Origin of the sequence: Kocuria sp. CPCC 204721 (assembly GCF_040980945.1) — a bacterium.
Classification (GTDB): domain Bacteria; phylum Actinomycetota; class Actinomycetes; order Actinomycetales; family Micrococcaceae; genus Kocuria; species Kocuria marina.
Window position 1 is genome coordinate 44209 of the sequence record NZ_JAVKPO010000002.1, and the last position, 25647, is coordinate 69855.

Below are 25647 nucleotides of genomic sequence, written 5' to 3' on the forward strand. Positions count from 1 at the left end.
GGATGGAGACCATGTCCCGACCACTCGTACGTGTCCTCGGCCAGGGGGTGCGCTGGGCCTCGAGCCTGCGCGGCGGTGGCTCCGCCTTCCCCGGCCTGGTCATGGAGAAACTGCACCCCGGGTTCGTCGCGGAGGAGCTCGCCAAGCTGCCACTCGGCGTGGTGGTGATCAGCGGCACCAACGGCAAGACCACCACGACCAAGATGACCGTCCAGTTGTTGCGTTCACAAGGACTGCGCGTGTTCACCAATCGCACGGGCTCCAACTTCGTGCGCGGTGTCGCGGCGTCCCTGCTCGCGGAGATGGACGCGTTCGGTCGGCTCGTGGCGGACGTCGCGGTGCTCGAGCTGGACGAGGCCCACGCGGTGCACTTCGTGAAGCAGGTCCGGCCCCGGATCTCGCTGTTGCTCAATGTGATGCGGGACCAGCTCGACCGGTTCGGGGAGATCGACACCACGCGCCGGATGCTGAGCCAGGTCGCGCGCGCCACCACGGGCACGGTCGTGCTCAACCGCGAGGACCCTCGGATCGCGAGCCTCGCCCAGGACGTGACCGAGGGCACCGCCGTGAGCTGGTTCGGGCTCTCGGACGCACTGCGCCCCATGTTCCCGTCCGACGACGACATGCGTGACGGGCTACGACAGGTGGACCCCGGCGCCCAGGACTCGGACGTGCCGTCCGCGCGTCGGCCCGACGCCGACGTCGTGCTCGAGGCCGTGAACGCGCGCAGCGTGGAACTCGACGTGCGCGGGCGCAAGCACGACGCCACGGTGGACCTGTACGGCGTCTACAACCAGTACAACGCCGCGGCCGCCCTCGCCACGAGCCTGCAGGTGCTCGGCGACGCCGCGGACGTCCCCTCCCTCGTGGCCGAACTGGGGGAGGTCACCCCGGCGTTCGGTCGCGGGGAGACCATCACGGTCCAGGACAAGCCCCTGCAGTTGCTGCTCGTGAAGAACCCCGCGGGCTTCCGGCTCTCCCTGGCCTCGGCCTCCGCGCAGGACTACGCCACGATGATCGCGATCAACGACCAGTACGCGGACGGCCGGGACGTCTCGTGGCTGTGGGACGTGGACTTCGACGCGCTGCGCGACGGCGGCGTGGACATGGTCTCGGGCGTGCGCGCGTGGGACATGGCGCTGCGCCTGGACTACGACCTCGTGCGCGTGGCCGCGGTGGAACCGGACCTCGGGGACGCGTTACGCCGGTTCATCGCGGACTCGGGGGAGCGCCCCATGAGAATCTTCTGCACGTACACGGCCATGCTCTCCCTGCGCAGGATCCTGGGCGACATGACGCACGTGGCGGCCATCTAGGAGGACACCGTGGCACACGACACCGCCGGGGCGCTGCGCATCGTGCAGCTCTACCCCCGGGACATGAACATCTACGGCGACTGGGGCAACACACTCACGCTCAAGCGCCGCGCCGAACGCCGCGGCCTCGAGACCGAGATCGTGGACTACAACCCCGGCGACCCGTGGCCCGAGAACGCCGACCTCTTCGTGGGCGGCGGAGGACAGGACTCGGGACAGTTCCGCGTGGCCGACGACCTCGCCGTGGTGGCACCGCGACTGCACGAGGCCGTGGCCCGAGGCGTGCCCATGCTCGCGATCTGCGGGCTCTACCAGCTCTTCGGGCACAGTTTCCGCACGGGGGCCGGGGAGACACTGTCCGGGATCGGGATCTTCGACCTCGAGACGGTGGCCGGTCCGGAACGGCTGATCGGCAACATCGTGACCGAGTCCGCGGACCTGGGCACGATCGTCGGCTACGAGAACCACTCGGGGCTCACCCACCTGGGCGCCGGGCAACAACCCCTCGCGAGTGTCGTCTCGGGGGCCGGCAACAACGGGCAGGACGCCACGGAGGGTGCGCGCACCGCGAACGTGCTGGGCAGCTACCTGCATGGGTCGCTGCTGCCCAAGAACCCGCGTGTCGCGGACTTCCTGCTCGCGGCGGCACTCGAGCTGCGCGGCGAGACCCTGCCGGAGGGGGAACTCGACGACACGCTCGCCCAGCGCGCCCGCGACGTCGCAGCGTCGCGCCCGCGCTGACGGGCCCCGCCCCGCGCTCGTTATCATGGAGGTCGATCCGTGTCCGGTCCGCAGGGGCCGGACGCATTCTTTCGAGGAGGTCATTCATGTCAGGTCACTCCAAGTGGGCCACGACCAAGCACAAGAAGGCGGCGATTGACGCCAAGCGCGCCAAGGCGTTCGCCAAGTACATCAAGGGGATCGAGGTCGCGGCCCGCATGGGCGGCGCGGACACCTCGGGTAACCCCGCGCTCGAACTCGCGGTCTCCAAGGCCAAGAAGAACTCGGTGCCCAACGACAACATCGACCGCGCGATCAAGCGCGGCGCCGGGCTCACGGGCGAGACGATCGACTACACCGAGATCCTCTATGAGGCCCGCGGCCCGCAAGGCACCGCGCTGTACATCGAGTGCCTCACGGACAACAAGAACCGCGCGGCCTCCGAGGTGCGCGTGGCCGTGACCCGCCACGGCGGCACCATGGCGGACTCCGGTTCCGTGGCGTACCTGTTCGAGCGCAAGGGCGTGGTGGAGGTCGCCAAGACGGACGGTCTCACCGAGGACGACGTCCTGATGGCCGTGCTCGACGCCGGCGCCGAGGAAGTGCTCGACGAGTCCGACGACTTCGAGGTGGTCAGCGAGGCGACCGACCTGCCCGCGATCCGCACCGCCCTGGACGAGGCCGGTCTCGAGTACAACAACGACGACCCCCAGTTCCGCCCCACCATGAAGGTGGACCTGGACGCCGAGGGCGCCCGCAAGTTCCTCAAGCTCGCGGACGCGGTCGAGGAGCTCGACGACGTGCAGAACGTCTACTCGAACGCCAACATCCCGGCCGAGGTCATGGCCGTGCTCGAAGACGACGAGTAATTCCGTGAGTCCCGTGGTGGCCCGGCAGTCCCAACAGCGCGTGCTCGCGGTGGACCCCGGTCTCACCCGGTGCGGTTTCGCCGTGGTGGACATGTCCGCGCAGCGCACCGGGACGTTCGTGCACGTCCAGGTGAGCGGGACGCGCGCGCACGAGGCCCTCGAACACCGCGTGCTGTCGATCATGCGGGCCGCCGAGGAACTCATGGACCGCTTCCGCCCGGATGTCGTGGCCGTGGAACGCGTGTTCGCGCAGAACAACGCTCCCACGGTCGTGGGCACGGCCCAGGCCACGGGCGTCGTGATCGCCGCGGCCGCGGCGCGGGGCATCCCGGTCGCGTGGCACACCCCGTCCGAGGTCAAGGCCGCGGTCACCGGGGACGGCTCCGCGGACAAGGAATCGGTGAACCGCATGGTCGTGCGCATCCTGCGCCTGGACGCCCCGCCGCGGCCCGCGGACGCCGCCGACGCCCTGGCCCTGGCCGTGTGCCACGGGTGGCGCGGTGGGATGGCCGGTGTCAACGCGGCCGAGCGCACGTCCACCCACTCGGGTTCGCGCCCGATGCAGACCCGCCGGGGTGCCGCACTGACTCCGGCGCAGCAGGCGTGGCGACGCGCCGAGACCGCGTCGCGAGCCCCCGGTGCGACCGTGCCCCGCGCATCCGGTACGGCCGCGTCCCGCGCGCCGGGCACAGCGACCGGTACCCGCGGGCGGCGCGGCCGGGTGTCCTGAGCCTCCCGCTGCGGGCCCGCCTCACGAGCGGGAGCACTCGTTCCGGGTGTCCCCGGCGCTTGGTACAGTGACGAGCAGGAAGTCGTACACGTGTTCGAACGGCGCACCACGTCCTGCCCCTAGGTCGCGGCGCGTTCGGACACACCGATGTTCTCGGCCGGCGGCCGTGGGAGGGGAGGGGCACCGTGATCGCCTCGATAACCGGTGAGGTGCGCTTCGTGGGGGCCACGCTCGCCGTGGTGGAGGTCTCGGGCTTCGGCATCGAGGTCAACGCGAGCCCCCGCACGCTCGCCGGGCTGCGGGTCGGTGCCACCGCGCACCTGCACACCGCGTACATCGCCCGCAAGGACGAGGCGCCGGTGCTGTTCGGTTTCGCCCAGGCGGACGAGAAGGAGATCTTCTCGGTCATGCTCGGGGTCTCCGGGGTGGGCCCGCGCACCGCGCTCGCCGCGGTCTCTGTCCTCGGGCCCGACGACGCCCGGCGCGCGATCGCCGCCGGCGACGACAAGGCCTTCACGGCCGTCCCCGGGATCGGACCGAAGTCCGCGCGGCGCATCGTCCTGGAACTTGCGGACAAGCTCGTCCTGCCGGACCCCGCGCCGCAGCAGAGCGCACAGCCCGGCATGCAGGTGTGGCGTGAGCAGGTCGTGGACGCTCTCACGGGTCTGGGCTGGAGCGAGAAGGACGCGGCCCGCGGGATCGACGACGCCCTCGAAACCCAGCCCGAACTGGCGGAGTCCGCCAACGTGGCCGAGATCCTGCGCGCCGTGCTGTCGTGGCTCGGCACCGCCAAGGCCACGTCCCACACGCGGACCAGGGGGCGGTGAGCATGGCCGTGGAGGAACGCGGATCGGTGGGCCAACAGCGTCTCGTGGGCGCCGAGGGCGACTACGACGACCAGCAACTCGAGGCGTCCCTGCGCCCGGGGACCCTGCACGACTTCGTGGGGCAGAAACGGGTGCGGGCACAGCTGTCGCTCGTGCTCGAGGCCTCCAAGCTGCGCGGGCGCACCGCGGACCACGTGCTGCTGTCCGGGCCCCCGGGCCTCGGCAAGACGACCCTGGCCATGATCATCGCGCAGGAGCTGGACGTCCCCCTGCGGATCTCGTCCGGCCCTGCGATCCAGCACGCGGGTGACCTCGCGGCCATCCTGTCCTCCCTGACCCACGGGGAGGTGCTGTTCTTGGACGAGATCCACCGGATGTCCCGGCCCGCGGAGGAAATGCTGTACATGGCCATGGAGGACTTCCGCGTGGACATCGTGGTGGGCAAGGGCGCCGGCGCCACGTCCATCCCGCTGGACCTGCCCCCGTTCACGCTCGTGGGTGCCACGACCCGCGCGGGGCTGCTGCCCGGACCACTGCGCGACCGGTTCGGCTTCACGGGTCACCTGGAGTTCTACTCCGTCGAGGAACTCGAGCTCGTGCTGCGCCGTTCGGCCGGGCTGCTCGACCTCACCATGACGAGCGAGGCCTTCACGGAAGTCGCATCGCGCTCGCGCGGCACCCCTCGTATCGCCAACCGATTGCTGCGGCGTGTGCGGGACTGGGCGCTCGTGCACGGCGTGGAGCGTATCGACGCGCGGGCTGCCGGATCCGCACTCGACATGTACGAGGTGGACGCCCGGGGCCTGGACCGCCTGGACCGCAACGTGCTCTCGGCCCTGGTGAACAAGTTCAACGGCGGCCCCGTGGGGCTGTCCACCCTGGCGATCGCCGTGGGGGAGGAGACCGAGACGGTCGAGACCGTCGCGGAACCGTTCCTGGTCCGGGAAGGCCTGCTCGGTCGCACCCCGCGTGGACGGATCGCCATGGCCGCGGCGTGGGAGCACCTGGGACTCGACGTCCCCGAGCACGCCGCGTTCAAGGACCCGGCGCTGAGAACAGCGCTCGCCACCGAACCGGACTCGGAGGATCCGTCCAGCACGTGACCAGATCCATCCCCTAAGCTGGGGAGGATCGGCCGGGACCTTCGCACCCCTGCGCAGTCGTGCCCGGTCGCGCTGTACGTGCACCTCGACAGAACGGATCCTTCGTGACCATCCTCGCTCAGACCCAGGACGCTGCCGGTGGCGGCGCCGGAACCGCATGGTTCCTGCCCGTGATGCTCGTGGTCATGGTCCTGCTGCTGTGGCTGCCCATGCGCCGACAGAAGAAGGCCCAGGCCCAGATGAAGGCCAAGCAGGCCACCATGGAACCGGGCACGCGTGTGATGACGAGCTTCGGTCTCTACGGCACCCTGCGGGACATGGACCGGGAGAACAACAAGGCCGTCCTCGAGATCTCCCCGGGCCAGCTCGTCACGGTGCACTCCCAGACCGTGACCACCGTGGTGGACGAGCTGCCCGCCGAGTCCGCGACCACCGCCGCCCCCGGCGTGGTCGAGGCGGACTCCGTGCAGGCCGGTACCCCCGAGGCGGCCGGTGCGGCGCACCGCGTGGACCCGATCGACCCCGTGGACGGTTCCACGGCCGCCGGCGAGCAGGGCACCACCCATCGCGGCACCACCCAGCCCGGTACCGCCCAGTCCGGCACCACACCGGGTGCGGCGGCCCCGGACGCCTCGCACCAGACCTGGCGCGACGCCCGCGACCGCGACGACCGCGGTAACCCCACCACCTGATTTCCCCCCACCGGGACACGGGCCGAGGACCTCGGCCCGTTTCTCATGTGTCGACCGGGCCGCGGCCCCGGTCGAGGGCTCGTTGAAGGACAGCAATGGCAGCACAGAAGAAGGCGCAGACCCCGGGATCGCGTGGCGGGTCCCGTTGGCGGCGCACCAAGGCCTCCGGCACGTCGGAGGGGACTCCCGGGAACGGGACCGCAGCGACGAACGGTACGTCCGGTCGGAACGGGACGGGCACCGCGAAGCGGCGACCCCGCTCCGGAGCGGCCGCAGCGGCGTCGTCGGCGCGCAAGGCCCTGGTGGCCCTCGCGGCGGTGATCGCGATCCTCGCCGGGTTGCTCGTCTACGGTGTGACCACCGACCGCACCGGGTGGGCGCCCAAGCTGGCGCTGGATCTCGAGGGCGGTACACAGATGGTGCTCTCGCCCACGCTGCAGGGGGAGAACTCCGGTCAGGACATCTCCCAGGAGCAGCTCGACCAGGCGGTCGAGATCATCCGCCAACGCGTGGACGGTGCAGGTGTCTCCGAGGCGGAGATCACCACGCAGTCCGGGCGCAACATCGTGGTGTCGATGCCCGGTGTGCCCTCGTCCGAGACACGTGAGCTGATCCAGGCCTCCGCGCAGATGGCGTTCCGTCCCGTGATCGTCTCGGGTCCCGGCGCGGCCACCCCGGAGAACCAGCGCACCGACCCCAAGTCGATCCCCCAACCGGAGGGTGAGCCCGAGAACTCCTCCGACCCCAAGTGGGTCACGCGGGATCTCTTCGCCAGGTACGAGGCGCTCGACTGCAGCGCGCCGCGGCCCCAGGAGGAGCGGGCCTCCCAGCCGCAGGACAAGGCGATCGTGGCGTGTGATCCGCAGAGCAACTCCAAGTTCATCCTGGGCCCGGTCGAGATCCCCGGCACGGACATCGCCACGGCGTCCTACGCCCAGGCGACCAACTCCCAGGGCCACGCGACGGGCGGGTTCGCCGTGAACCTGCAATTCAACGACGAGGGCACGCAGACCTTCAAGGAACTCTCCGAGCGGCTCTACGGGCTCGGCCAGGGCGGGCAGAACGGTGCACGCAACCGGTTCGCGATCGTGCTGGACGGTTCCGTGGTCTCCGCCCCGACCATGAACGCCGTGATCACGGACGGTCGCGCGCAGATCACCGGCAACTTCACCGAGGACGAGGCCAAGTTCCTGTCCGAGCAGTTGAAGTACGGTGCGCTGCCGGTGTCCTTCTCGATCGACTCCGAGCAGCAGATCTCCGCGACCCTGGGCAGCAACCAGTTGCGGATGGGCATCATCGCGGGGCTGATCGGTCTGGCGCTCGTGTGCATCTACTCGCTGTTCCAGTACCGCTGGCTGGGTCTCGTGACCATCGCCTCGCTCGTCGTGGCCGGTGTCGTGACCTACCTGGCCATCACCCTGCTGGGGTGGGGCGCGAACTACCGGCTGTCCCTGGCCGGCGTCGCGGGTCTCGTGGTGGCGATCGGTCAGACCGCGGACTCGTTCATCGTCTACTTCGAACGCATCCGTGACGAGATCCGCGCCGGGCGCACGATCCCGGCCGCCGTGGACCACGGCTGGCAACGTGCCCGCCAGACGGTGCTCGCGTCCAAGGCCGTGAACCTGTTGGCCGCCGTGGTGCTCTACTTCGTGGCCGTGGGCAACGTGCGCGGCTTCGCGTTCACGCTCGGTCTCACCGCGATCGCAGACCTGCTGGTCGTGTTCCTGTTCACCCACCCGGTCATGGTGTTGCTCGCGCGCACCCGCTACTTCGGCAACGGCGCGCGGCACTCCGGTCTGGACCCCGAAGCGCTCGACGCCGTCCCGCTCTACCGCGGCGCCGGCCGGCTGCGCAGCCCCGAGGACGGTGACGGTCTCACGATCGCCGAACGACGACGCCGCGCGGCACAGCAAGCGAGCCCAGCGCCGTCGTCCGCAGCGCCGCCGTCCGCCGCCGAACCCGACGGGAACGCGTCCGCCGGCGCGACCGCGGCCACCGCCCGTCCCGATTCCGAGGAGACCCAGCGATGAGCAACCGACTCGCGCGTTTCGGCAACGACCTGCACAGCGGGCGCACGTCCTACCCCTTCGTCCAGAAGCGGGGACCGTGGCTCGCCGTGAGCCTGGCCCTCGTGGTGATCTCCGTGCTGATCCCCGTGATCAAGGGCGGGTTCAACCTGGGGATCGACTTCACGGGCGGCTCCGAGTTCACGGTCTCGGACGTGTCCACCACGGACGTCTCCCTGGGCGAGCGGGCGGTCGCCGAGACCCCCGGTGCCCACGAAGCCACCGTGACGAACATCGCCCCGGGCACCGTGCGGGTGCAGACCCAGCAACTCGACGACGACCAGACCCTGACCCTGAAGAACAAGCTGCAGGACGCCTACGGCGTGGGCGAGGACCAGGTGACCTCCAACTTCGTGGGACCCACGTGGGGCCAGGGCGTGACCCGGCAGGCCCTGTGGGGGCTCGTGATCTTCGTGGTGCTCGCGCTCGCACTCATGGCGCTGTACTTCCGCACGTGGAAGATGTCCGTGTCCGCGATCGCCGCCATGCTCTTCACGATCGTCATCACCGCGGGTGTCTACTCCCTGGTGGGCTTCGAGATCACCCCCTCCGCGGTGATCGGCTTCCTCACGGTGCTGTCCTACTCGCTCTACGACTCCGTGGTGGTCTTCGACAAGGTGCGTGAGAACACCGCGGGGCTCGTGGACGGCAGCGCGCCCGAGGAACGCAGGAAACGCACGTTCGGGGAACAGGTCAACCTGGCCGTGAACCAGACCCTCGTGCGCTCGATCAACACGTCCGTGGTGGGCATCCTCCCCGTGGGGTCCATCCTGTTCATCGGTGCTTACCTGCTCGGGGCCGGAACGTTGAAGGACCTCTCGCTGTCCCTGTTCGTGGGCATCATCGTGGGCACGCTCGCCACGCTGTTCGTCGCCGCGCCCCTGTACTCGTGGTTGCGCGACCGCGAACCCGGCGTGCGGGAGCAGACCCGCCGGGTGCTCGAACACCGCACGGGCGAGGCCCCTCCGGTGAGCGCGGATCCCGTCGCGGTCTGACGCGACACCTCGCACTCGTGGCCGGTCGCGCATGGCGTGACCGGCCACGTGCGCCGTGACCGAACGGTGCGGGCGGCGACGTCGCTCGGTACCGCGTCCGCGGCAGGTGAGCAATGCGTCCGCGGCACGTCCTTACTGCGTCCGCGGCACACCGGCACCGTTGTCCGCGGCGTGTCGGCGCGGGCTTAGACTGGGACATCAGCCCGCGGGGGCTCATGTCCGGCCTCCCGCGGTCGCGGCGACGATGAGGAGGCCACGGATCATGTCCAGCCAGTCCGAGAACGGTGGTGCCCAGGCACCCGTGGGCTCCGCGGTCACGTCCTCCGGCGCGCCCTCCGCTCAGGAGGCGTCCCGTCCTAATGCCGCCCCGCCCGCTCGCCCGAGTGCGGCGCGCGGTGACTTTGGGGGCACCCACTTCGTCCTGCCCGCCTCTCGGTCCGTGTTCGGGCGGGCGGTCTTCCCGGGGCGCAGCGAACGCACCCGCTCGACCCTCTCGGTGCTCAGCGGTGAATCGGTCCCGAGCTCGCCCATCCTGGTGCCCCTGCTGCGCACGGTGCAGAACACCCATCCCGAGGAGGACCTCTCGGTCCTGGAGCGGGCCTTCACGGTCGCGGACACCCACCACGAGGGACAGAAGCGCAAGTCCGGGGACCCGTACATCACCCACCCGGTGGCCGTGACCACGATCCTCGCGGAACTCGGGATGACCGGTGCCACGCTCGTGGCCGGTCTGCTGCACGACACCGTGGAGGACACGTCCTACACGCTCGAGCAAGTGCGCGAGGAGTTCGGCGAGGAGGTCGCCGCGCTCGTGGACGGCGTGACCAAGCTGGACAAGATCCAGTACGGGGAGAACGCGCAGGCGGAAACCGTGCGCAAGATGATCGTGGCCATGGCCAAGGACATCCGTGTGCTGGTCATCAAACTCGCGGACCGTTTGCACAATGCCCGGACCTGGCGCTTCGTCTCCTCCGAGTCCTCCGGGCGCAAGGCGCGCGAGACCCTCGAGATCTTCGCTCCTTTGGCCCACCGACTGGGCATGAACACGATCAAGTGGGAGCTCGAGGACCTGTCCTTCGCGGCCCTGCACCCCAAGGTGTACGAGGAGATCGTGCGCATGGTGGGGGAGCGCACCCCCGAGCGCGAGCGGCACCTCGCGGAGATCCGCGGTCAGATCGCCGAAGCGCTGGACGCCTCCGGGATCGAGGCCACCATCACGGGCCGGCCGAAGCACTACTACTCGATCTACCAAAAGATGATCGTGCGGGGTAAGGACTTCGACGAGATCCACGACCTGCAGGCCGCGCGCGTACTCGTGAACTCCGTGCGCGAGTGCTATGCGGCGCTGGGTGTGCTGCACGCGAAGTGGCGGCCGCTGCCCGGGCGGTTCAAGGACTACATCGCCATGCCCAAGTTCAACATGTACCAGTCCTTGCACACCACGGTGATCGGGCCCGCGGGGCGTCCCGTGGAGATCCAGATCCGCACCCACGAGATGCACCGCCGCGCCGAGTACGGTGTGGCCGCGCACTGGAAGTACAAGGACAAGGTCAACCAGGCGAACTCCGCGACCCCCAAGGCCAAGGAGGGCGAGCTGAACTGGCTCAGCTCCCTGGTGTCGTGGCAGGAGGAGGCCAAGGACTCCTCGGACTTCCTGGACTCACTGCGCTATCAGATCAACACCGCCGAGGTGTACGTGTTCACGCCCAAGGGCGAGGTCATGGCCCTGCCCACGGGGTCCACGCCGGTGGACTTCGCGTACGCGGTGCACACCGAGGTGGGCAACCGCACGATCGGTGCGCGCGTCAACGGCAAGCTCGCCCCGCTGTCGTCCCGGTTGCAGCACGGGGACCGCGTGGAGATCCTCACGTCCAAGTCGGAACAGGCGGCGCCGTCCCAGGACTGGCTCAAGTTCGTGGGCTCCCCGCGGGCGCGCACCAAGATCCGGCAGTGGTTCTCCAAGGAACGCCGCGAGGAAGCGATCGAGCGGGGCAAGGACCAGCTCACCCGGGCGCTGCGCAAGCACCACCTCCCGCTGCAGCGCACGGTCACGAGCGAAGCGCTGCTCGCGGTGGCCCAGGACTTCAACCGCGGGGACGTGGCCGCGCTCTACGAGGCCATCGGTTCGGACGCCGTGGGCGCCCACCAGGTCGTCGACAAGTTGTTGCAGCACTTGGGCGGGGCCGAGGGTACGGAGGAGGACCTCGCCGAGACCACGCGGGTGACCCACCCCGTGCGCCCCGGCGTCTCGGACGCGGGTGTGCTCGTGCAGGGGGCCTCGGACGTCTATGTCAAGATCGCCCGGTGCTGCACCCCGGTGCCCCCGGACGAGATCGTGGGTTTCGTCACGCGCGGGTCCGGGATCTCGGTGCACCGCAAGGACTGCGCCAACATGCGGGTCATCCCCGAGGACGACGACCGGATCAAGGACGTCTCGTGGGCGCCCACCCAGTCCTCGCTGTTCCTCGTGGAGATCCAGGTGGAGGCCCTGGATCGCAAGTCCCTGCTCTACGACGTGACCAAGGCACTGTCGGAGAACCACGTGAACATCCTCTCGGCGCAGGTGCACACGTCTCGCTCCCGGTTGGCGATCTCCCGGTTCTCGTTCGAGATGGGGGACACCCGCTACCTGGACCATGTGCTCAACCAGGTGCGTCGGATCGACGGCGTCTACGACGTCTACCGCACCTCGGGACACCGCCCGGTCAACTCCTGACGGGTCCGCCCGCGTGTCCGGCCTCGAGCGCCCGTGCGAGCTTGCGGACCCGGGCGATCGCGACCCGGCGACCCGGCAGTTTGGCCAGGGCCTCGAGTTCGGCGAGCAGCTGCTGCGGTGAGCAGTGCAGGCGCGGTGCGCTCAGTAGGGCGAGCAGAGCGGCGTCGCCGGCCGGGCCCGTGACGTGCACCGCGAGGTCCACGGCGGTGCGCAGGGGAGTGGTCAGTGTGATGCCGTGGTGGACCACGAGGTCCCGCGGCGCGAACCCCGTCTGGTGGATCACGAGGCCCGGCGGCACCGTGGTGGTTGTGCGCGCGGACTTGTCCACGAGGATCGTCACGGGCGAGGGCTCGGGTGCGCAGCGGTAGAACCACGCGGCTCCGAGCCGCCCCAGCACACCCCGCCGTTGCAGGTGCCCGGGCACGACCCTGCTCACCACCGTGGCTCTTAACTGGAGCGTGGGGGCGGCGGTCGCGGGTACGTAGGCGTCGAGCAGTTCGCGGCGCAGCAAACCGTCCTCGGCCATCGCGCTCAGTTCGGCGCGGCTGAACGGGTGGCCCGGGAGCAGGACGAGAGGTGCGGTGGTGCCGCGAGCGGTGAGCACGGAGGTCATGGACCCATCCCACCCCACGGCGTACTGGAAGGGCAGGGCAGCGCACCGATTGTGGAGAACGCCCGTGCAACGAGCCGCGCGGCGGGCTCCCGCGATGGCCCGCGAGCCAGTGCCGTTCGCGTCTCCCGCCGCGGTGAGGAGACAGCCGGGACGCCCACCTGAAGGAACCAGTGGGACGCCCACCCGAAGGAACCACGAGGAACGCCCCCGCCCCGGCACACCGGGGACGGGGGCGTTCCTGCAGTCAGCGGCAGAAAATCAGCGCAGTTCGGACGCCGAGGCCTGCAGCGTGGCGAGCCACTGCTCGCTCGTGGCCAGGTCCTTCTCGAGTGACGCGGCCTTCTTGGTGTTGCCACCCGCACGGGCGGCCTCGAGGGCAGCGCGCTGATCGGCGATCTTGTTCTCCAGCTGGGACAGCATGGAGTTGGAGCGCGCCTTGGTCTCGGGGTCGGTGCGCCGCCAGCGGTCGTCCTCGGCCTTCTTCACGGCGTCCTCCACGGCGCGCAGTTCGTTCTCCACGCGGCGCATGTGGGCGCGCGGGACCTTACCGGCCTCCTCCCAGCGCTGCTGGACGGACGCGAGCTGCTTCTTGGCGGCGTCGAGGTCCTTGACGGGCAGGATCTGCTTGGCCTCGGCGAGCAGCTGCTCCTTGACCGTGAGGTTGCCCGCGTACTCCTGGTCGATCCGCTCGTTCGCGGCGGTGCGCGCGGAGAAGAACACGTCCTGGGCGGCGCGGAACCGGGCCCACAGGGCGTCGTCCTCCTTGCGGGACGCGCGCGGGGCATCCTTCCACCGGTCCATGAGCTCGCGGTACTTCCCGGCGGTCTCACCCCACTCGGTGGACGAGGACAGCGCCTCGGCCTCCTTGATCAGGCCCTCCTTGACGCGCTTGGCCTTGGCGTTGGTCTCGTCCAGGGATGAGAAGAAGGCCTTGCGGTGCCGGTCGAACGTGGTGCGGGCCTTACGGAAGCGCTTCCACAGGGCGTCCTCGTCCGACTTGGGCAGGCGTCCGCCCGAGCGCTGGTGGTCCTGCCACTGCGAGAACAGCTCCGCCATGCGCGCGGACGAGTGCTTCCACTGCGTCTTGGCGGGGTCCTGCGCGGCGACCTCCTCCGCGGCCTCCACGATCGCGGTGCGGTGCGCGAGCTGCTGCGCCTTGGCGGCCTTGGCCTCCTCGCGTTCGCGGTTGACGGCCACCTTGATCGCGTCCTCGAGGGTGTCCAGGCGCGTGGAGAGATCCGTGAGATCGCCCACCATGGTGTGCGCGTCCACCTGCTCGCGCACGTGGTCCACGGTCTTGCGCATGTCACCCGCGGGTGCCTTGGCGGCGATGCGCTGTTCGAGCAGCGCGACCTGCGCCTCGGCGTCGTCGAACTTGCGCGCGAAGTAGGCGAGCGCCTCGTCCGGCGTGGCGTCCGGGAACTGCCCGCACTCGTACTCGGTGCCCTGCACGCTCACGTACACGGTGCCGTTCTCGTCCGCGCGGCCGAAGGCCCGAGCGCGTTCCACGGAATCGGCCGGGGCGAGCGCGGCGTGGGTGCCCTCCGCGGGACGTGGCTGAGCCGCCGCCGGTGCGGGCGCGGGTGCCGCGTTCGGGGTGGGTTTGGGGGTCGACGGCGCCGCGGGCCTGGGCGCGGACGCCGCGGGGGTGGCCGGTCCCGGGACGGGACGGCGGTCGTCGGATTCAGGACGTTCTGTCACCGCTACAACTCTTTCTGCACGACCCCGCCGGCGCTGCCCGCAGCTGCGGGCGTCGCGGTGGGGTTTCCCATGGTGGACACCGGCCATCCTATCGAGCCGCGCGGCTTAGACTGGCAGCTGACACCGTCCGCGCTCGCGCATGCCCCGGTTCCGGGGGTTGCTCGTACGACGACGCCTCGCCGCCCGGGGCTTCCACGGCGCACAGGCCGAGCCCCGGACCGCCCGAGACCCACTACCGAGGAGTTCCCACCCATGGCCCGCACCACGTCTCTGTCCGGTTTCCCCGAATGGCTCCCGGAGGAACGGATCGTGGAGCAACACGTGCTGGACTCCCTGCGCAGGACCTTCGAACTCCACGGCTTCTCCTCGATCGAGACGCGCGCGGTGGAGACCGTGGAGCAGTTGCTGCGCAAGGGTGAGATCGACAAGGAGGTCTACGGGGTCTCCCGGCTGCAACAGGACGAGGACTCCTCCCGCGAGGACGCGCTGGCGCTGCACTTCGACCTGACCGTGCCGTTCGCCCGCTACGTCGTGGAGAACAGTGGCTACCTCACGTTCCCATTCCGCCGCTACCAGATCCAGAAGGTGTGGCGCGGCGAGCGCCCCCAGGAGGGCCGGGCGCGCGAGTTCACCCAGGCGGACATCGACGTGGTGGGGGACGGCACGCTCGCGTTCCGCTACGACGTGGAGCTCGCGCTCGTGATGATCGAGGCGCTGTCCGAGCTGCCCATCCCGCCGTTCGTACTGCGGGTCAACAACCGCAAGCTCGCCGAGGGTTTCTACCGCGGTGTGGGTCTCACTGACGCCCCCGCGGTGCTGCGTGAGATCGACAAACTCGAAAAGATCGGCGCCGAGCAGGTCTCCCGGAATCTCCAGGACACGGTGGGTGCCACGCCCGAGCAGGCGGAGGCCGCGCTGTCCCTCGCGGCGATCCGCACCGAGGACACGTCCTTCGTGGAGCGCGTGCGGGAACTCGGTGTGAGCAACAACCTGCTGGACGAAGGCCTGAACGAACTCGCCGAGGTCGTGGGGGAGGCCTCCCGCCGCGCCCCCGGCAAGGTCGTGGCAGACCTGTCCATCGCCCGCGGTCTGGACTACTACACAGGCACCGTGTACGAAACGGTCCTCGTGGGTCACGAACAGCTCGGTTCCGTGTGCTCGGGTGGTCGCTACGAGTCCCTCGCGTCCTCCGGGAAGAAGACTTACCCCGGTGTGGGCCTGTCAATCGGTGTGACCCGGTTGGTCACCCGGATCCTGTCCCGCTCCATGGCCCAGGCCTCCCGTTCGGTGCCCTCCGCGGTCCTCGTGGCCCTGAACGACGACGCATCGTGGTCCGCCGCGCAGGACGTCGCCGGGCAGTTGCGCGCTCGCGGGATCGCGACCGAGGTGGCCGCCACGGCTCAGAAGTTCGGCAAGCAGATCCGCTACGCCGAGCGCCGCGGCATCCCGTTCGTGTGGTTCTCCTCGGTGGCCGAGGACGGGAGCCCGACCCACGAGGTCAAGGACATCCGCTCGGGCGAGCAGGTGGCCGCGGACCCCGCATCGTGGCAGCCGCCCGCCGAGGACCTGCACGCCACGGTGCTGCGCGCGGCCACCACGAACGACTGACGCCGGCTCTGTCCTCCGAGAGGCGTGCCCGCGCGCGACGGCCGTGCCCGCGCGCGACGGCTTGTAGACTCGCGGGGACGGGAGCACGCCCTGCTCCGGGGCGCCCGATCCGGTGCGGCTCCGCGGGCACTCGGTGCGACGCGCTCCGCCGGCCCGCGATCCCGACCATCCCATTGATTGAAAAGGTGAATGCACTTGTTGCGAACGCATGAACTCGGCACGTTGACCGCCGAGAACATTGGACAGACCGTCACGCTGGCGGGCTGGGTCGGCCGGCGCCGCGACCACGGCGGCGTGGCGTTCGTGGACCTGCGGGACGCCTCCGGTGTGGCGCAGATCGTGGTGCGGGACGAGGACCAGTTCCACCAGTTGCGCAACGAGTACGTCCTGCAGGTGACGGGCACCGTGGAGCGGCGTCCGGAGGGCAACGAGAACCCCAACCTGACCTCGGGTGAGGTCGAGGTCATGGTGGACGAGCTCACCGTGCTCAACACGGCCGCGCCGTTGCCGTTCCAGATCGACGAGCACGTGGAGGTGGGCGAGGAAGCCCGCCTGAAGTACCGCTACCTGGACCTGCGCCGCCCGGAGCCCGCCCGCATCATGCGGCTGCGTTCCGAGGTCAACCGGGTGGCCCGGACCCTGCTGCACGAGCAGGGCTTCACCGAGGTGGAGACCCCCACCCTGACCCGTTCCACGCCCGAGGGTGCGCGCGACTTCCTGGTCCCGGCGCGCCTGGCCCCGGGTTCGTGGTACGCACTGCCCCAGTCCCCGCAGCTGTTCAAGCAGTTGCTGCAGGTGGGCGGGATCGAGAAGTACTTCCAGATCGCCCGGTGCTACCGGGACGAGGACTTCCGCGCGGACCGTCAGCCCGAGTTCACCCAGTTGGACATCGAGGCGTCCTTCGTGGAGGAGGACGACGTCATCGCCCTGGGCGAGCAGATCGTGAAGTCCCTGTGGGCGCTGATCGGCGTGGACGTTACGACCCCCATCCCCCGCATGACCTACGCGCAGGCCATGGCGGACTACGGTTCCGACAAGCCGGACCTGCGCTTCGACCTCAAACTCACCGACCTCACCGAGTACTTCAAGGACACGCCCTTCCGCGTCTTCCAGGCCCCGTACGTGGGTGCCGTGGTCATGCCGGGCGGCGCGTCCCAGCCCCGCCGCCAGCTCGATGCGTGGCAGGAATGGGCCAAGCAGCGCGGGGCCAAGGGTCTCGCCTACGTGCTGTTCAAGGAGGACGGCGAGATCGCCGGGCCGGTGGCCAAGAACATCTCGGAGGAGGAGAAGGCCGGACTCGCGGAGGCCGTGGGCGCGAAGCCCGGCGACTGCGTGTTCTTCGCCGCGGGCGGGGCCAAGACCTCCCGCGCGCTGCTCGGTGCCGCGCGCGTGGAGATCGGCCACCGCGTGGGCCTGATCGACGAGAATGACTGGGCCTTCGTGTGGATCGTGGACGCGCCGCTGTTCGAGCCCGCGTCCGAGGCGGTCGAGTCCGGCGACGTTGCCGTGGGCTCCGGTGCGTGGACGGCCGTGCACCACGCGTTCACGTCCCCCAAGCCCGAGTTCATGGACACCTTCGACACGGACCCCGGCTCCGCGCTGGCCTACGCGTACGACATCGTGTGCAACGGCAACGAGATCGGCGGCGGTTCCATCCGCATCCACCGCCGGGACGTGCAGGACCGCGTGTTCCGCGTGATGGGGCTCAGCGAGGAAGACGCCCGGGAGAAGTTCGGCTTCCTGCTGGACGCCTTCCAGTTCGGCGCGCCCCCGCACGGCGGCATCGCCTTCGGCTGGGACCGCGTGGTCGCGCTGCTCGCGGGCACCGAGTCCATCCGGGACGTCATCGCGTTCCCCAAGACCGGCAACGGCTACGACCCCCTGACCGCCGCGCCTGCGCCCATCACGGCGCAGCAGCGCAAGGAAGCCGGCGTGGACGCCAAGCCCGAGCCCAAGAAGGCCGAGGCGCCGCGCGAGGCAGCCTCCGCCGACAAGGGCGGCGACGCGAAGTAACGCCATCGACACGTGACACCGTCGCTACGCGCTGCGGGGCCGCCGACCCGGGATGTCACCCCGAAATCGGTGGCCCCGCAGCCTTCGTGCGCGGTCCGGTTGCGTGACCCGGCGCGCTCGCGGGACGACCGGTTCCACTCCCGGGGCAACCCGTTTCCCCATGGGACGGGCCGTGTCATCCGTGGGACGGTGCCGGGGTGCGAGTGTGATGGACTGGCGTCATGAGAATCGTGCTACAGGTGGCGTCGCGGGCCAGTGTCACCGTGGGTGAACGGGTCACGGGCGAGATCACCGGCCCCGGGCTCGTCGCGCTCGTGGGGGTCACCCACTCGGACACCCCGGAGATCGCCGCGCAGCTCGCGGTCAAGATCGCGGGACTGCGCATCCTGCCGGGAGAGACCTCGTGCGAGGACCGCTCGGCCCCGGTGCTCGTGGTCAGCCAGTTCACGCTGTACGGGGACGTCCGGAAGGGGCGCCGACCGTCGTGGTCCCGCGCCGCCCCCGGGGACGTGAGCGAACCCCTCTTCGAGGCATTCGTGGCGGCGCTGCGTGAGCGCGGTCTGCCGGTGGAGACCGGGGAGTTCGGTGCGCACATGGAGGTCTCGCTCATCAACGACGGGCCCGTGACCCTCGTGGTGGACAGCGACGAGCTGCAGCGCCCGCGTCGCGGCTGAACCCGCGGCGGCCCGTGCGTGTCCGGGGCGGGCAGTAGGGTCGAGGCGTGAGCGATGCATTGTTCGACGTCCCGGATCCCCTGAGCGAGGACGGGTCCGGCCCATCCGCCCACGCGCGGGACCGGGCCCCGTCCCGCGCGCGCTCCCGCGCACCGCTCGCCGTGCGCATGCGCCCCCGCACCGTGGACGAGGTCGTGGGGCAGAAACACCTGTTGCGCACCGGCTCGCCCCTGCGCGGACTGGCCGCGGGGCGCTCGGGGCTCACAGCGGCGTCGTCGGTCATCCTGTGGGGCCCGCCGGGCACGGGCAAGACGACGATCGCGCACGTGATCGCGCGCGGCCACGACACCACCTTCGTGGAGCTGTCCGCCGTCACGGCCGGCGTCAAGGACGTGCGGCGCGTCATGGACGAGGCACTGACCGCGCGCGACCTGCACGGGCGCACCACGGTGCTGTTCCTCGACGAGATCCACCGGTTCACCAAGGCACAGCAGGACGCATTGTTGCCCGGGGTCGAGAACGGGTGGGTGGTCCTCGTGGCCGCTACAACCGAGAACCCCTCGTTCTCCGTGATCGCGCCGCTGCTCTCTCGCTCGCTGCTGCTGACCCTGCAACCGCTCGAGCGCGCGGACATCGGGGAGTTGCTCGACCGCGCGGTGACCGACCCGCGTGGGCTGGACGGCGCCGTCGTCCTGAGTCCCGAGGCGCGCGAGCACCTGCTGGACGTCTCCGGGGGAGACGCGCGCAAGGCGCTCACGTCCCTCGAGGCGGCGGCGGCGGTCGCGCTCTCCCACGCGGCGGCGTCGGACGACGACGCCCATGGCGCCGCGCGTTCCGGGGCCGAGGGCTCGGGTACGGAGGGGTCGGGAGCCGACGCGTCGGACGACGGCGCGGCCGAGCCCGGGGCAGCGGGCGAAACCCCCGACGCATCGGTCGTGACCGTGACGCTGGAGCACGCGCAGGAAGCCGTCAACCGCGCGGCGGTGCGCTACGACAAGCAGGGGGACCAGCACTACGACGTCGTGAGCGCGTTCATCAAGTCGATCCGCGGCTCGGACGTGGACGCCGCGATGCATTACCTGGCCCGGATGATCGAGGCCGGGGAGGACCCCCGGTTCATCGCGCGCCGGCTGATCATCAGCGCGTCGGAGGACATCGGTCTCGCGGACCCCACGGCGCTGCAGACGGCGGTCGCGGCCGCCCAGGCAGTGCAGTTGATCGGGATGCCCGAGGGGCGGATCCCGCTCGCCGAGGCCGTCGCACATCTGGCCACCGCGCCCAAGTCGAACGCCGCGTACCTGGCCATCGACGAGGCCATCGCGGACGTCCGCGCCGGACGTGCGGGGCCCGTGCCCCCGCACCTGCGGGACTCGCACTACCCGGGCGCGAACGAGCTCGGCCACGGCGCGGGCTATGTCTACGCCCACGACACGCCCAACGCGGTGGCCACCCAGCAGTACCCGCCGGACGAGCTCGTGGGGAAGGACTACTACCGGCCCACGGGGTACGGCCACGAACGAGACCTGGCGCAGCGCGTGATCCGGTTGCGCGACATCGTGCGCGGCGACACCCGGCCGTAGGGCGCGGCTACGACGGTGCGTGGTCAGGGCCGTGCTCCCGCGCCGTCCACGTGGTCCAGCACATCCTTGGCGGTCAGGTCGTCGATCACCAGGTCCGTCACCGCGCCCGACCGCAGCGCACCCACGATGCCGCGCACCTTGTGCCGCCCGGACACCACGCACACACGGCGGGGGATCCTGGAGAGATCGGCGGGGGTGGGTCCGGAGGCCCGCCGGTTCAGCTCGATGTCCGAGTAACTGCCGTCCTCGCGGATGAAGACGGTGCAGATATCCCCGACGACGCGGTGCCCGCTCAGACTGCGCAGCTCGGACGAGCTGAGGTGGCCCTCCGTGTAGACCTGGGACAGCACCGGGCCGTGGAAGGCCCCCACGCTGAACACCGCCAGGTCAACACTCGCCCGGGCCGCGAGGATGCGGCGGACCGAGGATTCCTGCCAGAGCAGCGTCCGGGTCTGTTCCCAGTCGAAGAAAGCGGGGGTCGGGAACGGGTACAGCTCGGCGTTGAAGGCCTGCGCCAACGTCGAGAGCAGTGGGGCGGACGCATCCGTGCCGGCCGTCCGCGGCCCGGCGGCCCCGTTGAGCTGCACCACCGAGACGTCCTGGGTGTTGGTGTGGCGCACGTGAGAGGCGATCGCGGAGGTCGTGGTGCCCCACGCGACCCCCAGGGACGTCCCGTCCTGGACCCACGACGCGAGTAGTTGTGCGGTGTAGCGCGAGACCGCGTCGAGTCGTTGGCCGCTATGCGACGCCCGCTGGGTCCCCGCGATGTGCGCCGTGACCCGGAACGTGTCGTGGATGCGACGGGACAGCCGGTCCGTGGGTGTGTCGGGTGGGCGCAGGGTGATCGTCACGATGCCCCTGGCTTTCGCATCCGCCAGCATGCGCGAGACCGTGGACCGTGAGACCCCCAGCCGCTCGGCCACGGCACCCATGGTCATGTCCTGCACGAAGTACAGTTCCGCGGCTTGGTAGAGCAGTGAATCGTCGTGCATCGCCCCTCACCTCCCGTGCACACTTGTGCAAATAGGTTGAGCATACGTGCATCGGCGCGACATGGTAGTGCGCACGGCTACGAAATGGGATGTACGTCACATCCCGGTGCGTAGCGTGGTCCGCAAGAACTGCGGGCCACACCGCATCCACACCGACATTGAGTGAGGAAGATACTGTGACTGCCACCCAATTGAATTCCGAGACCCGTCAGGCCGCGCTCCGTGAAATGAGCGAAGGGGCCGAGTTGGACGTCCTGGTGATCGGCGGTGGCATCACGGGGGCCGGCATCGCGCTGGACGCGGCCACGCGAGGGCTGCGCACCGGCATCGTGGAGGCCCAGGACTGGGCGGGAGGGACGTCCCGCTGGTCGTCCAAGCTGGTCCACGGTGGCCTGCGCTACCTGCAACAGTTCGACTTCAAGCTCGTCACGGAGGCGCTGCACGAACGGGAGCGCCTGCTGTACACGCTGGCTCCCCACCTGGTGAAGCCCGTCCCCTTCCTCTACCCGATCCTGCACCGGTTCTGGGAGCGCCCCTACGTGACGGCGGGCGTCGGTCTCTACGACACCCTGGCCCACGTGGGTTCCAAGGTCGCGTCCATGCCCTTCCACCGTCAGCTCTCGCAGCGCGGCGTGAAGGAGGCGTTCCCCAGCATCAAGCCGGGCGTCATGGTGGGCGCCGTCAAGTACTGGGACGGTCGCGTGGACGATGCCCGTCTGGTGCTGACGCTCATCCGCACGGCCGTGGGCTACGGCGCCCTGGCCGCGACCCGCACGCGAGTCACGGAGCTCCTCAAGAACGACGACGGCGCCGTCGTGGGCGCGCGCGTCACGGACCTGGAGACCGGTACGCAGCACGAGATCCGCGCCCGCAAGGTCATCGCGGCCACCGGCGTGTGGACCGAGGAGACCCAGGACATGGCCCACACGGACGGGGGCCTCAAGGTCCTCGCGTCCAAGGGCATCCACATCGTGGTGCCCCGGGACAGGATCCGCGGCGAGGTGGGTCTGATCCTGCAGACCGAGAAGTCGGTACTGTTCGTGATCCCGTGGGAGCACTACTGGATCATCGGCACCACCGACACCCCCTACGAGCAGGACATCTCGGCCCCCGTGGCCACGGCCGCGGACATCGACTACGTACTCGAACACGCGAACGTGGTCCTGGACGAGCCCCTGACCCGGGACGACGTCATGGGCACCTACGCGGGTCTGCGGCCGTTGCTGCAGCCGGGCGTCAAGGAGGGCACGGAAACCGCGTCCACCAAGATCTCCCGCGAGCACACGGTCGCGGAGGCGACCCCGGGTCTGATCTCGATCGCCGGCGGCAAGTTGACCACCTACCGGATCATGGCCCAGGACGCCGTGGACTTCGCCCTCGGCAAGGAGCGCGCCAAGAGCCTGCCCTCGGTCACCGACCGGACGCTGCTCCACGGTGCCAACGGGTACGTTCCCATGACCCGCCAGGCGGACCGGATCGGCGCACGCCACGGCTGGAGCGACGACATGGTCGAGCACCTGTTGAACCGCTACGGATCGGCCATCACGGAGATCGAGGACCTCGTGGCGGAGCAGGAGGATCTGGCCCGGCCGCTCGCGGCGGTGCCCGCCTACCTGCGGGCCGAGGTGGTCCAGGCGGCGCGGCACGAGGGTGTCCTGCACGTCGCGGACGTCTTCGAGACCCGGACCCGGATGTCCTACGACCAGCCCGATCACGGTCTGGCCGCGGTCGAGGAGGTCGCCGATCTGCTCGCCGCCGAACTGGGCTGGGACGACGCCCGCAAGGAGCAGGAGATCGAGGCCTACCGCGCCGTGTGCGCCGCCGAGGACGCCGCCGCGCAGACCACGGACGACGCCTCCGCGGCGGCCGCGCGCAGCGCAGCCCCCTCGCTCAACACCCTGTGACGTAGGCGGGCGTCCCGTTCCCGCCGACACCGCTTCCCGGTGGCTCACGCCATCGGGAGGCGGTGTGTCCGAATCACCCAACAACGACACGAACTGCAAGGAGTCAATCCATGACCACTTTGAGCGCGATGCTGCCCATGGAGGCGGCGGAAGTGGTGCCCCTGGGCACGGTGTTCTGGTCCGAAGTCCTGGGCACCGCACTGCTGACCCTTCTGGGTGTCGGTGTCGTGGCCAACCACCTGCTGGGCAAGACGAAGGGCAATGCCGGCGGCTGGTTGCTCATCAACTTCGGGTGGGGTATCGCCGTGTTCGCCGGCGTGTACGTCGCCTGGCAATCGGGCGCCCACCTGAACCCCGCCGTGACGGTCGGCATCTGGGCCTCCGGTGCCGATGTCTACGCGCCGGGGGTGGCCATCACCGCCGCGTCGACCTTGGTCTACCTGGCCGCCGAGTTCCTGGGCGCCTTCCTGGGTGCCGTGGTCTGCTGGATCGCGTACAAGCAGCACTACGACGAGCCGCTGGACCCGGCCGCCAAGCTGGGCACGTTCTCCACCGGACCGGAGATCCGCTCCGCGGGGTGGAACGTGCTGACCGAGGTGATCGCCACGTTCGTCCTGGTGTTCGTCATCCTCATGTTCGGCGGGACCCCCTCCGGCCTGGGCCCCCTGGCCGTGGCGCTGCTCGTGGTCGGGATCGGTGCGAGCCTCGGCGGCCCCACCGGCTACGCGATCAACCCCGCGCGTGACCTGGGCCCCCGCGTGGCCCACGCCGTCCTCCCGATCCGGGGCAAGGGTGGCAGCGACTGGGGCTACGCCTGGGTCCCGATCGTGGGTCCCATCCTGGGCGCGCTGCTCGCCGGCGGTGTCTTCCAGTTGTTCCCGGGTGCGGCTTTCTGATCCCCTGAACGCACCACCATCGATTCCTGCCCCTCGACCCAAGGAGTGAGCACCATGAGCAAGCGAAACACCACCAAGACCGCCGAAGGCACCAAGACCACGGGTTCCGGTGATCCCCAGTACGTGATGGCCATCGATCAGGGCACCACGAGTACCCGCGCCATCATCTTCGACCACTCCGGCACCATCGTGGGTGTGGGCCAGTACGAGCACGAGCAGATCTTCCCGCGCGCCGGGTGGGTCGAACACGATGCGCAGGAGATCTGGCGCAACACCCGCCGATGTGTCGCGGACGCCCTCGCGGAGACGGAGCTGACCAAGGACGATCTCGCCGCGGTGGGCATCACCAACCAGCGCGAGACCACCGTGGTGTGGGACAAGAACACGGGCGAGCCCGTGTACAACGCCATCGTGTGGCAGGACACCCGCACGCAGGAGATCGTGGACGAACTCGCCAAGGACGGCGGGGAGGAACGCTTCCGCGAGCTCACGGGTCTGCCCCTGGCCAGCTACTTCGCCGGCCCCAAGGTCAAGTGGATCCTGGACAACGTGGAGGGCGCCCGTGACCGCGCCGAGGCCGGGGACCTGCTCTTCGGTACCACCGACAGCTGGCTCGTGTGGAACATGACCGGCGGCTCCAAGGACGGGGTGCACGTCACGGACGTGACGAACGCGTCCCGGACCCTGCTCATGAACATCGACACCCTCGACTGGAACGAGGAGCTGTGCGAGACCGTGGGCGTGCCCATGTCCATGCTCCCGGAGATCCGCTGCAGCAGCGAGGTCTACGGCAAGGGCCGCGCCCGCGGGTTCCTCAAGCAGGTCCCGATCGCCGGCATCCTGGGTGACCAGCAGGCGGCCATGTTCGGCCAGACGTGTTTCGAACCCGGCATGGGCAAGAACACCTACGGCACCGGCAGCTTCCTGCTCATGAACGTGGGGGAGACCCCGGTGCGTTCCGAGCACGGACTGATCACCACGGTGTGCTACCAGATCGAGGGCGAGAAGCCGGTCTACGCGCTGGAGGGTTCCATCGCGGTCACGGGTTCGCTCGTGCAGTGGGTGCGGGACAATCTGGGATTGATCCAGGACGCCAAGGAGATCGAGCCGCTCGCGCGCGCGGTCGAGGACAACGGTGGGGCGTACTTCGTCCCCGCGTTCTCGGGCCTGTTCGCACCGCACTGGCGTCCGGACGCCCGCGGCGCCCTGGTGGGGCTCACGCGGTACGTGCGCAAGGAGCACATCGCCCGTGCCGTGCTCGAGGCCACCGCGTACCAGTCCCGTGAGGTGGCCGAGGCCATGAACAAGGACTCCAAGCAGGACCTCACCGAGTTGCGCGTGGACGGCGGCATGACGGCCAATGAGCTGCTCATGCAGTTCCAGGCGGATCAGCTGGGTGTGCCCGTGATCCGGCCGAAGATCACCGAGACCACGGCCCTGGGCGCCGCGTACGCGGCCGGTCTCGCCGTGGGCTTCTGGGCGGACCTCGAGGAGATCTCCCGCAACTGGGCCGAGGACAAGCGCTGGGACCCCCAGGGGGACCGTGAGCAGCAGGACAAGCTGTTCCGCAACTGGGGCAAGGCCGTGACCAAGTCGCTCGACTGGGTGAACGAGGACGTGGACTGAATCGGC

20 protein-coding genes are annotated in these 25647 nt (G+C 69.9%); 17 read left to right on the plus strand and 3 right to left on the minus strand.

The genetic code is table 11. The features are described from left to right. The first annotated feature begins 2 nt into the window (after positions 1-2). The 10 genes from RF637_RS02910 to RF637_RS02955 all read left to right on the plus strand — a co-directional run bounded on the left by RF637_RS02910 (position 3) and on the right by RF637_RS02955 (position 12034). The gene (locus RF637_RS02910) at positions 3-1316 is read left to right on the plus strand and encodes a MurT ligase domain-containing protein (RefSeq protein ID WP_368844107.1); all 1314 of its coding nucleotides are present in this window, start codon (positions 3-5) and stop codon (positions 1314-1316) included. Between the two features lie 9 nt (positions 1317-1325). Beyond that, the gene (locus RF637_RS02915; RefSeq protein WP_098055456.1) at positions 1326-2057 is read left to right on the plus strand and encodes a glutamine amidotransferase; all 732 of its coding nucleotides are present in this window, start codon (positions 1326-1328) and stop codon (positions 2055-2057) included. An 86-nt stretch (positions 2058-2143) separates the two neighbouring features. Next, the gene (locus RF637_RS02920; RefSeq protein WP_064846326.1) at positions 2144-2905 is read left to right on the plus strand and encodes a YebC/PmpR family DNA-binding transcriptional regulator; all 762 of its coding nucleotides are present in this window, start codon (positions 2144-2146) and stop codon (positions 2903-2905) included. A gap of 4 nt (positions 2906-2909) precedes the next feature. Continuing rightward, entirely contained in the window at positions 2910-3635 is a 726-nt protein-coding gene (ruvC, locus tag RF637_RS02925; protein WP_368844108.1) for a crossover junction endodeoxyribonuclease RuvC, read from the plus strand. Positions 3636-3820: 185 nt separating this feature from the next. Next, positions 3821-4462 (plus strand): Holliday junction branch migration protein RuvA, encoded by a 642-nt coding sequence (ruvA, locus tag RF637_RS02930; protein ID WP_064845905.1) that lies wholly within the window; start codon positions 3821-3823, stop codon positions 4460-4462. Positions 4463-4464: 2 nt separating this feature from the next. Beyond that, complete coding sequence (gene ruvB / locus RF637_RS02935; RefSeq protein ID WP_144931886.1) at positions 4465-5565, plus strand: Holliday junction branch migration DNA helicase RuvB; 1101 nt, start codon at positions 4465-4467, stop codon at positions 5563-5565. Between the two features lie 104 nt (positions 5566-5669). Beyond that, entirely contained in the window at positions 5670-6257 is a 588-nt protein-coding gene (gene yajC, locus RF637_RS02940) for a preprotein translocase subunit YajC (protein WP_368835255.1), read from the plus strand. A 95-nt stretch (positions 6258-6352) separates the two neighbouring features. After that, positions 6353-8287: a protein translocase subunit SecD gene (gene secD / locus RF637_RS02945; RefSeq protein WP_368844109.1), complete on the plus strand. Its 1935-nt coding sequence runs from the start codon at positions 6353-6355 to the stop codon at positions 8285-8287. After that, on the plus strand, positions 8284-9318 hold the full coding sequence (gene secF / locus RF637_RS02950) for a protein translocase subunit SecF (protein WP_035961645.1): 1035 nt from the start codon (positions 8284-8286) through the stop codon (positions 9316-9318). Before secD ends, secF begins: the two co-directional genes overlap by 4 nt. A 262-nt stretch (positions 9319-9580) precedes the next feature. Further along, a complete protein-coding gene (locus RF637_RS02955) occupies positions 9581-12034 on the plus strand; it encodes a bifunctional (p)ppGpp synthetase/guanosine-3',5'-bis(diphosphate) 3'-pyrophosphohydrolase (protein WP_368844110.1) in 2454 nt (817 codons plus the stop codon). Here RF637_RS02955 and RF637_RS02960 read toward each other — a convergent pair. Then, complete coding sequence (locus RF637_RS02960; protein ID WP_368844111.1) at positions 12024-12647, minus strand: type IV toxin-antitoxin system AbiEi family antitoxin; 624 nt, start codon at positions 12645-12647, stop codon at positions 12024-12026. The genes RF637_RS02955 and RF637_RS02960 overlap by 11 nt on opposite strands. A gap of 258 nt (positions 12648-12905) precedes the next feature. Continuing rightward, a complete protein-coding gene (locus RF637_RS02965; protein WP_368844112.1) occupies positions 12906-14348 on the minus strand; it encodes a DUF349 domain-containing protein in 1443 nt (480 codons plus the stop codon). A 252-nt stretch (positions 14349-14600) separates the two neighbouring features. Between RF637_RS02965 and hisS the strand changes: the two genes are divergently transcribed. From hisS to RF637_RS02985, 4 genes are all read left to right on the plus strand, one after another. Then, positions 14601-15956 (plus strand): histidine--tRNA ligase, encoded by a 1356-nt coding sequence (gene hisS, locus RF637_RS02970; protein ID WP_144931833.1) that lies wholly within the window; start codon positions 14601-14603, stop codon positions 15954-15956. 195 nt (positions 15957-16151) lie between these two features. Next, positions 16152-17969, plus strand: a complete 1818-nt coding sequence (gene aspS, locus RF637_RS02975) for an aspartate--tRNA ligase (RefSeq protein WP_368844113.1) — start codon at positions 16152-16154, stop codon at positions 17967-17969. A 221-nt stretch (positions 17970-18190) separates the two neighbouring features. Then, positions 18191-18643 (plus strand): D-aminoacyl-tRNA deacylase, encoded by a 453-nt coding sequence (gene dtd / locus RF637_RS02980; protein WP_368844114.1) that lies wholly within the window; start codon positions 18191-18193, stop codon positions 18641-18643. 47 nt (positions 18644-18690) lie between these two features. Then, on the plus strand, positions 18691-20223 hold the full coding sequence (locus tag RF637_RS02985) for a replication-associated recombination protein A (RefSeq protein ID WP_270258992.1): 1533 nt from the start codon (positions 18691-18693) through the stop codon (positions 20221-20223). A 23-nt stretch (positions 20224-20246) separates the two neighbouring features. Here RF637_RS02985 and RF637_RS02990 read toward each other — a convergent pair whose 3' ends face one another. Beyond that, positions 20247-21215, minus strand: coding sequence for a sugar-binding transcriptional regulator (locus tag RF637_RS02990; RefSeq protein ID WP_368844115.1), 969 nt, complete (start codon positions 21213-21215; stop codon positions 20247-20249). Positions 21216-21442: 227 nt separating this feature from the next. Between RF637_RS02990 and RF637_RS02995 the strand changes: the two genes are divergently transcribed. The 3 genes from RF637_RS02995 to glpK all read left to right on the plus strand — a co-directional run bounded on the left by RF637_RS02995 (position 21443) and on the right by glpK (position 25641). Then, entirely contained in the window at positions 21443-23119 is a 1677-nt protein-coding gene (locus tag RF637_RS02995; protein ID WP_368844208.1) for a glycerol-3-phosphate dehydrogenase/oxidase, read from the plus strand. Positions 23120-23229: 110 nt separating this feature from the next. Then, positions 23230-24015: an MIP/aquaporin family protein gene (locus tag RF637_RS03000; RefSeq protein WP_368835261.1), complete on the plus strand. Its 786-nt coding sequence runs from the start codon at positions 23230-23232 to the stop codon at positions 24013-24015. A 126-nt stretch (positions 24016-24141) separates the two neighbouring features. Continuing rightward, positions 24142-25641: a glycerol kinase GlpK gene (gene glpK, locus RF637_RS03005; RefSeq protein ID WP_368835307.1), complete on the plus strand. Its 1500-nt coding sequence runs from the start codon at positions 24142-24144 to the stop codon at positions 25639-25641. The last annotated feature ends 6 nt before the right edge of the window (positions 25642-25647 follow it).

Coding starts and splice junctions, on each gene's coding strand:
- secD (WP_368844109.1), top strand. CDS start 6,353: ATGGCAGCACAGAAGAAGGCGCAGACCCCGGGATCGCGTGGCGGGTCC.
- hisS (WP_144931833.1), top strand. CDS start 14,601: ATGGCCCGCACCACGTCTCTGTCCGGTTTCCCCGAATGGCTCCCGGAG.
- RF637_RS02995 (WP_368844208.1), top strand. CDS start 21,443: ATGAGCGAAGGGGCCGAGTTGGACGTCCTGGTGATCGGCGGTGGCATC.
- dtd (WP_368844114.1), top strand. CDS start 18,191: ATGAGAATCGTGCTACAGGTGGCGTCGCGGGCCAGTGTCACCGTGGGT.
- RF637_RS03000 (WP_368835261.1), top strand. CDS start 23,230: ATGACCACTTTGAGCGCGATGCTGCCCATGGAGGCGGCGGAAGTGGTG.
- RF637_RS02955 (WP_368844110.1), top strand. CDS start 9,581: ATGTCCAGCCAGTCCGAGAACGGTGGTGCCCAGGCACCCGTGGGCTCC.
- RF637_RS02920 (WP_064846326.1), top strand. CDS start 2,144: ATGTCAGGTCACTCCAAGTGGGCCACGACCAAGCACAAGAAGGCGGCG.
- RF637_RS02960 (WP_368844111.1), bottom strand. CDS start 12,647: ATGACCTCCGTGCTCACCGCTCGCGGCACCACCGCACCTCTCGTCCTG.
- ruvB (WP_144931886.1), top strand. CDS start 4,465: ATGGCCGTGGAGGAACGCGGATCGGTGGGCCAACAGCGTCTCGTGGGC.
- RF637_RS02910 (WP_368844107.1), top strand. CDS start 3: ATGGAGACCATGTCCCGACCACTCGTACGTGTCCTCGGCCAGGGGGTG.
- RF637_RS02990 (WP_368844115.1), bottom strand. CDS start 21,215: ATGCACGACGATTCACTGCTCTACCAAGCCGCGGAACTGTACTTCGTG.
- glpK (WP_368835307.1), top strand. CDS start 24,142: ATGGCCATCGATCAGGGCACCACGAGTACCCGCGCCATCATCTTCGAC.
- secF (WP_035961645.1), top strand. CDS start 8,284: ATGAGCAACCGACTCGCGCGTTTCGGCAACGACCTGCACAGCGGGCGC.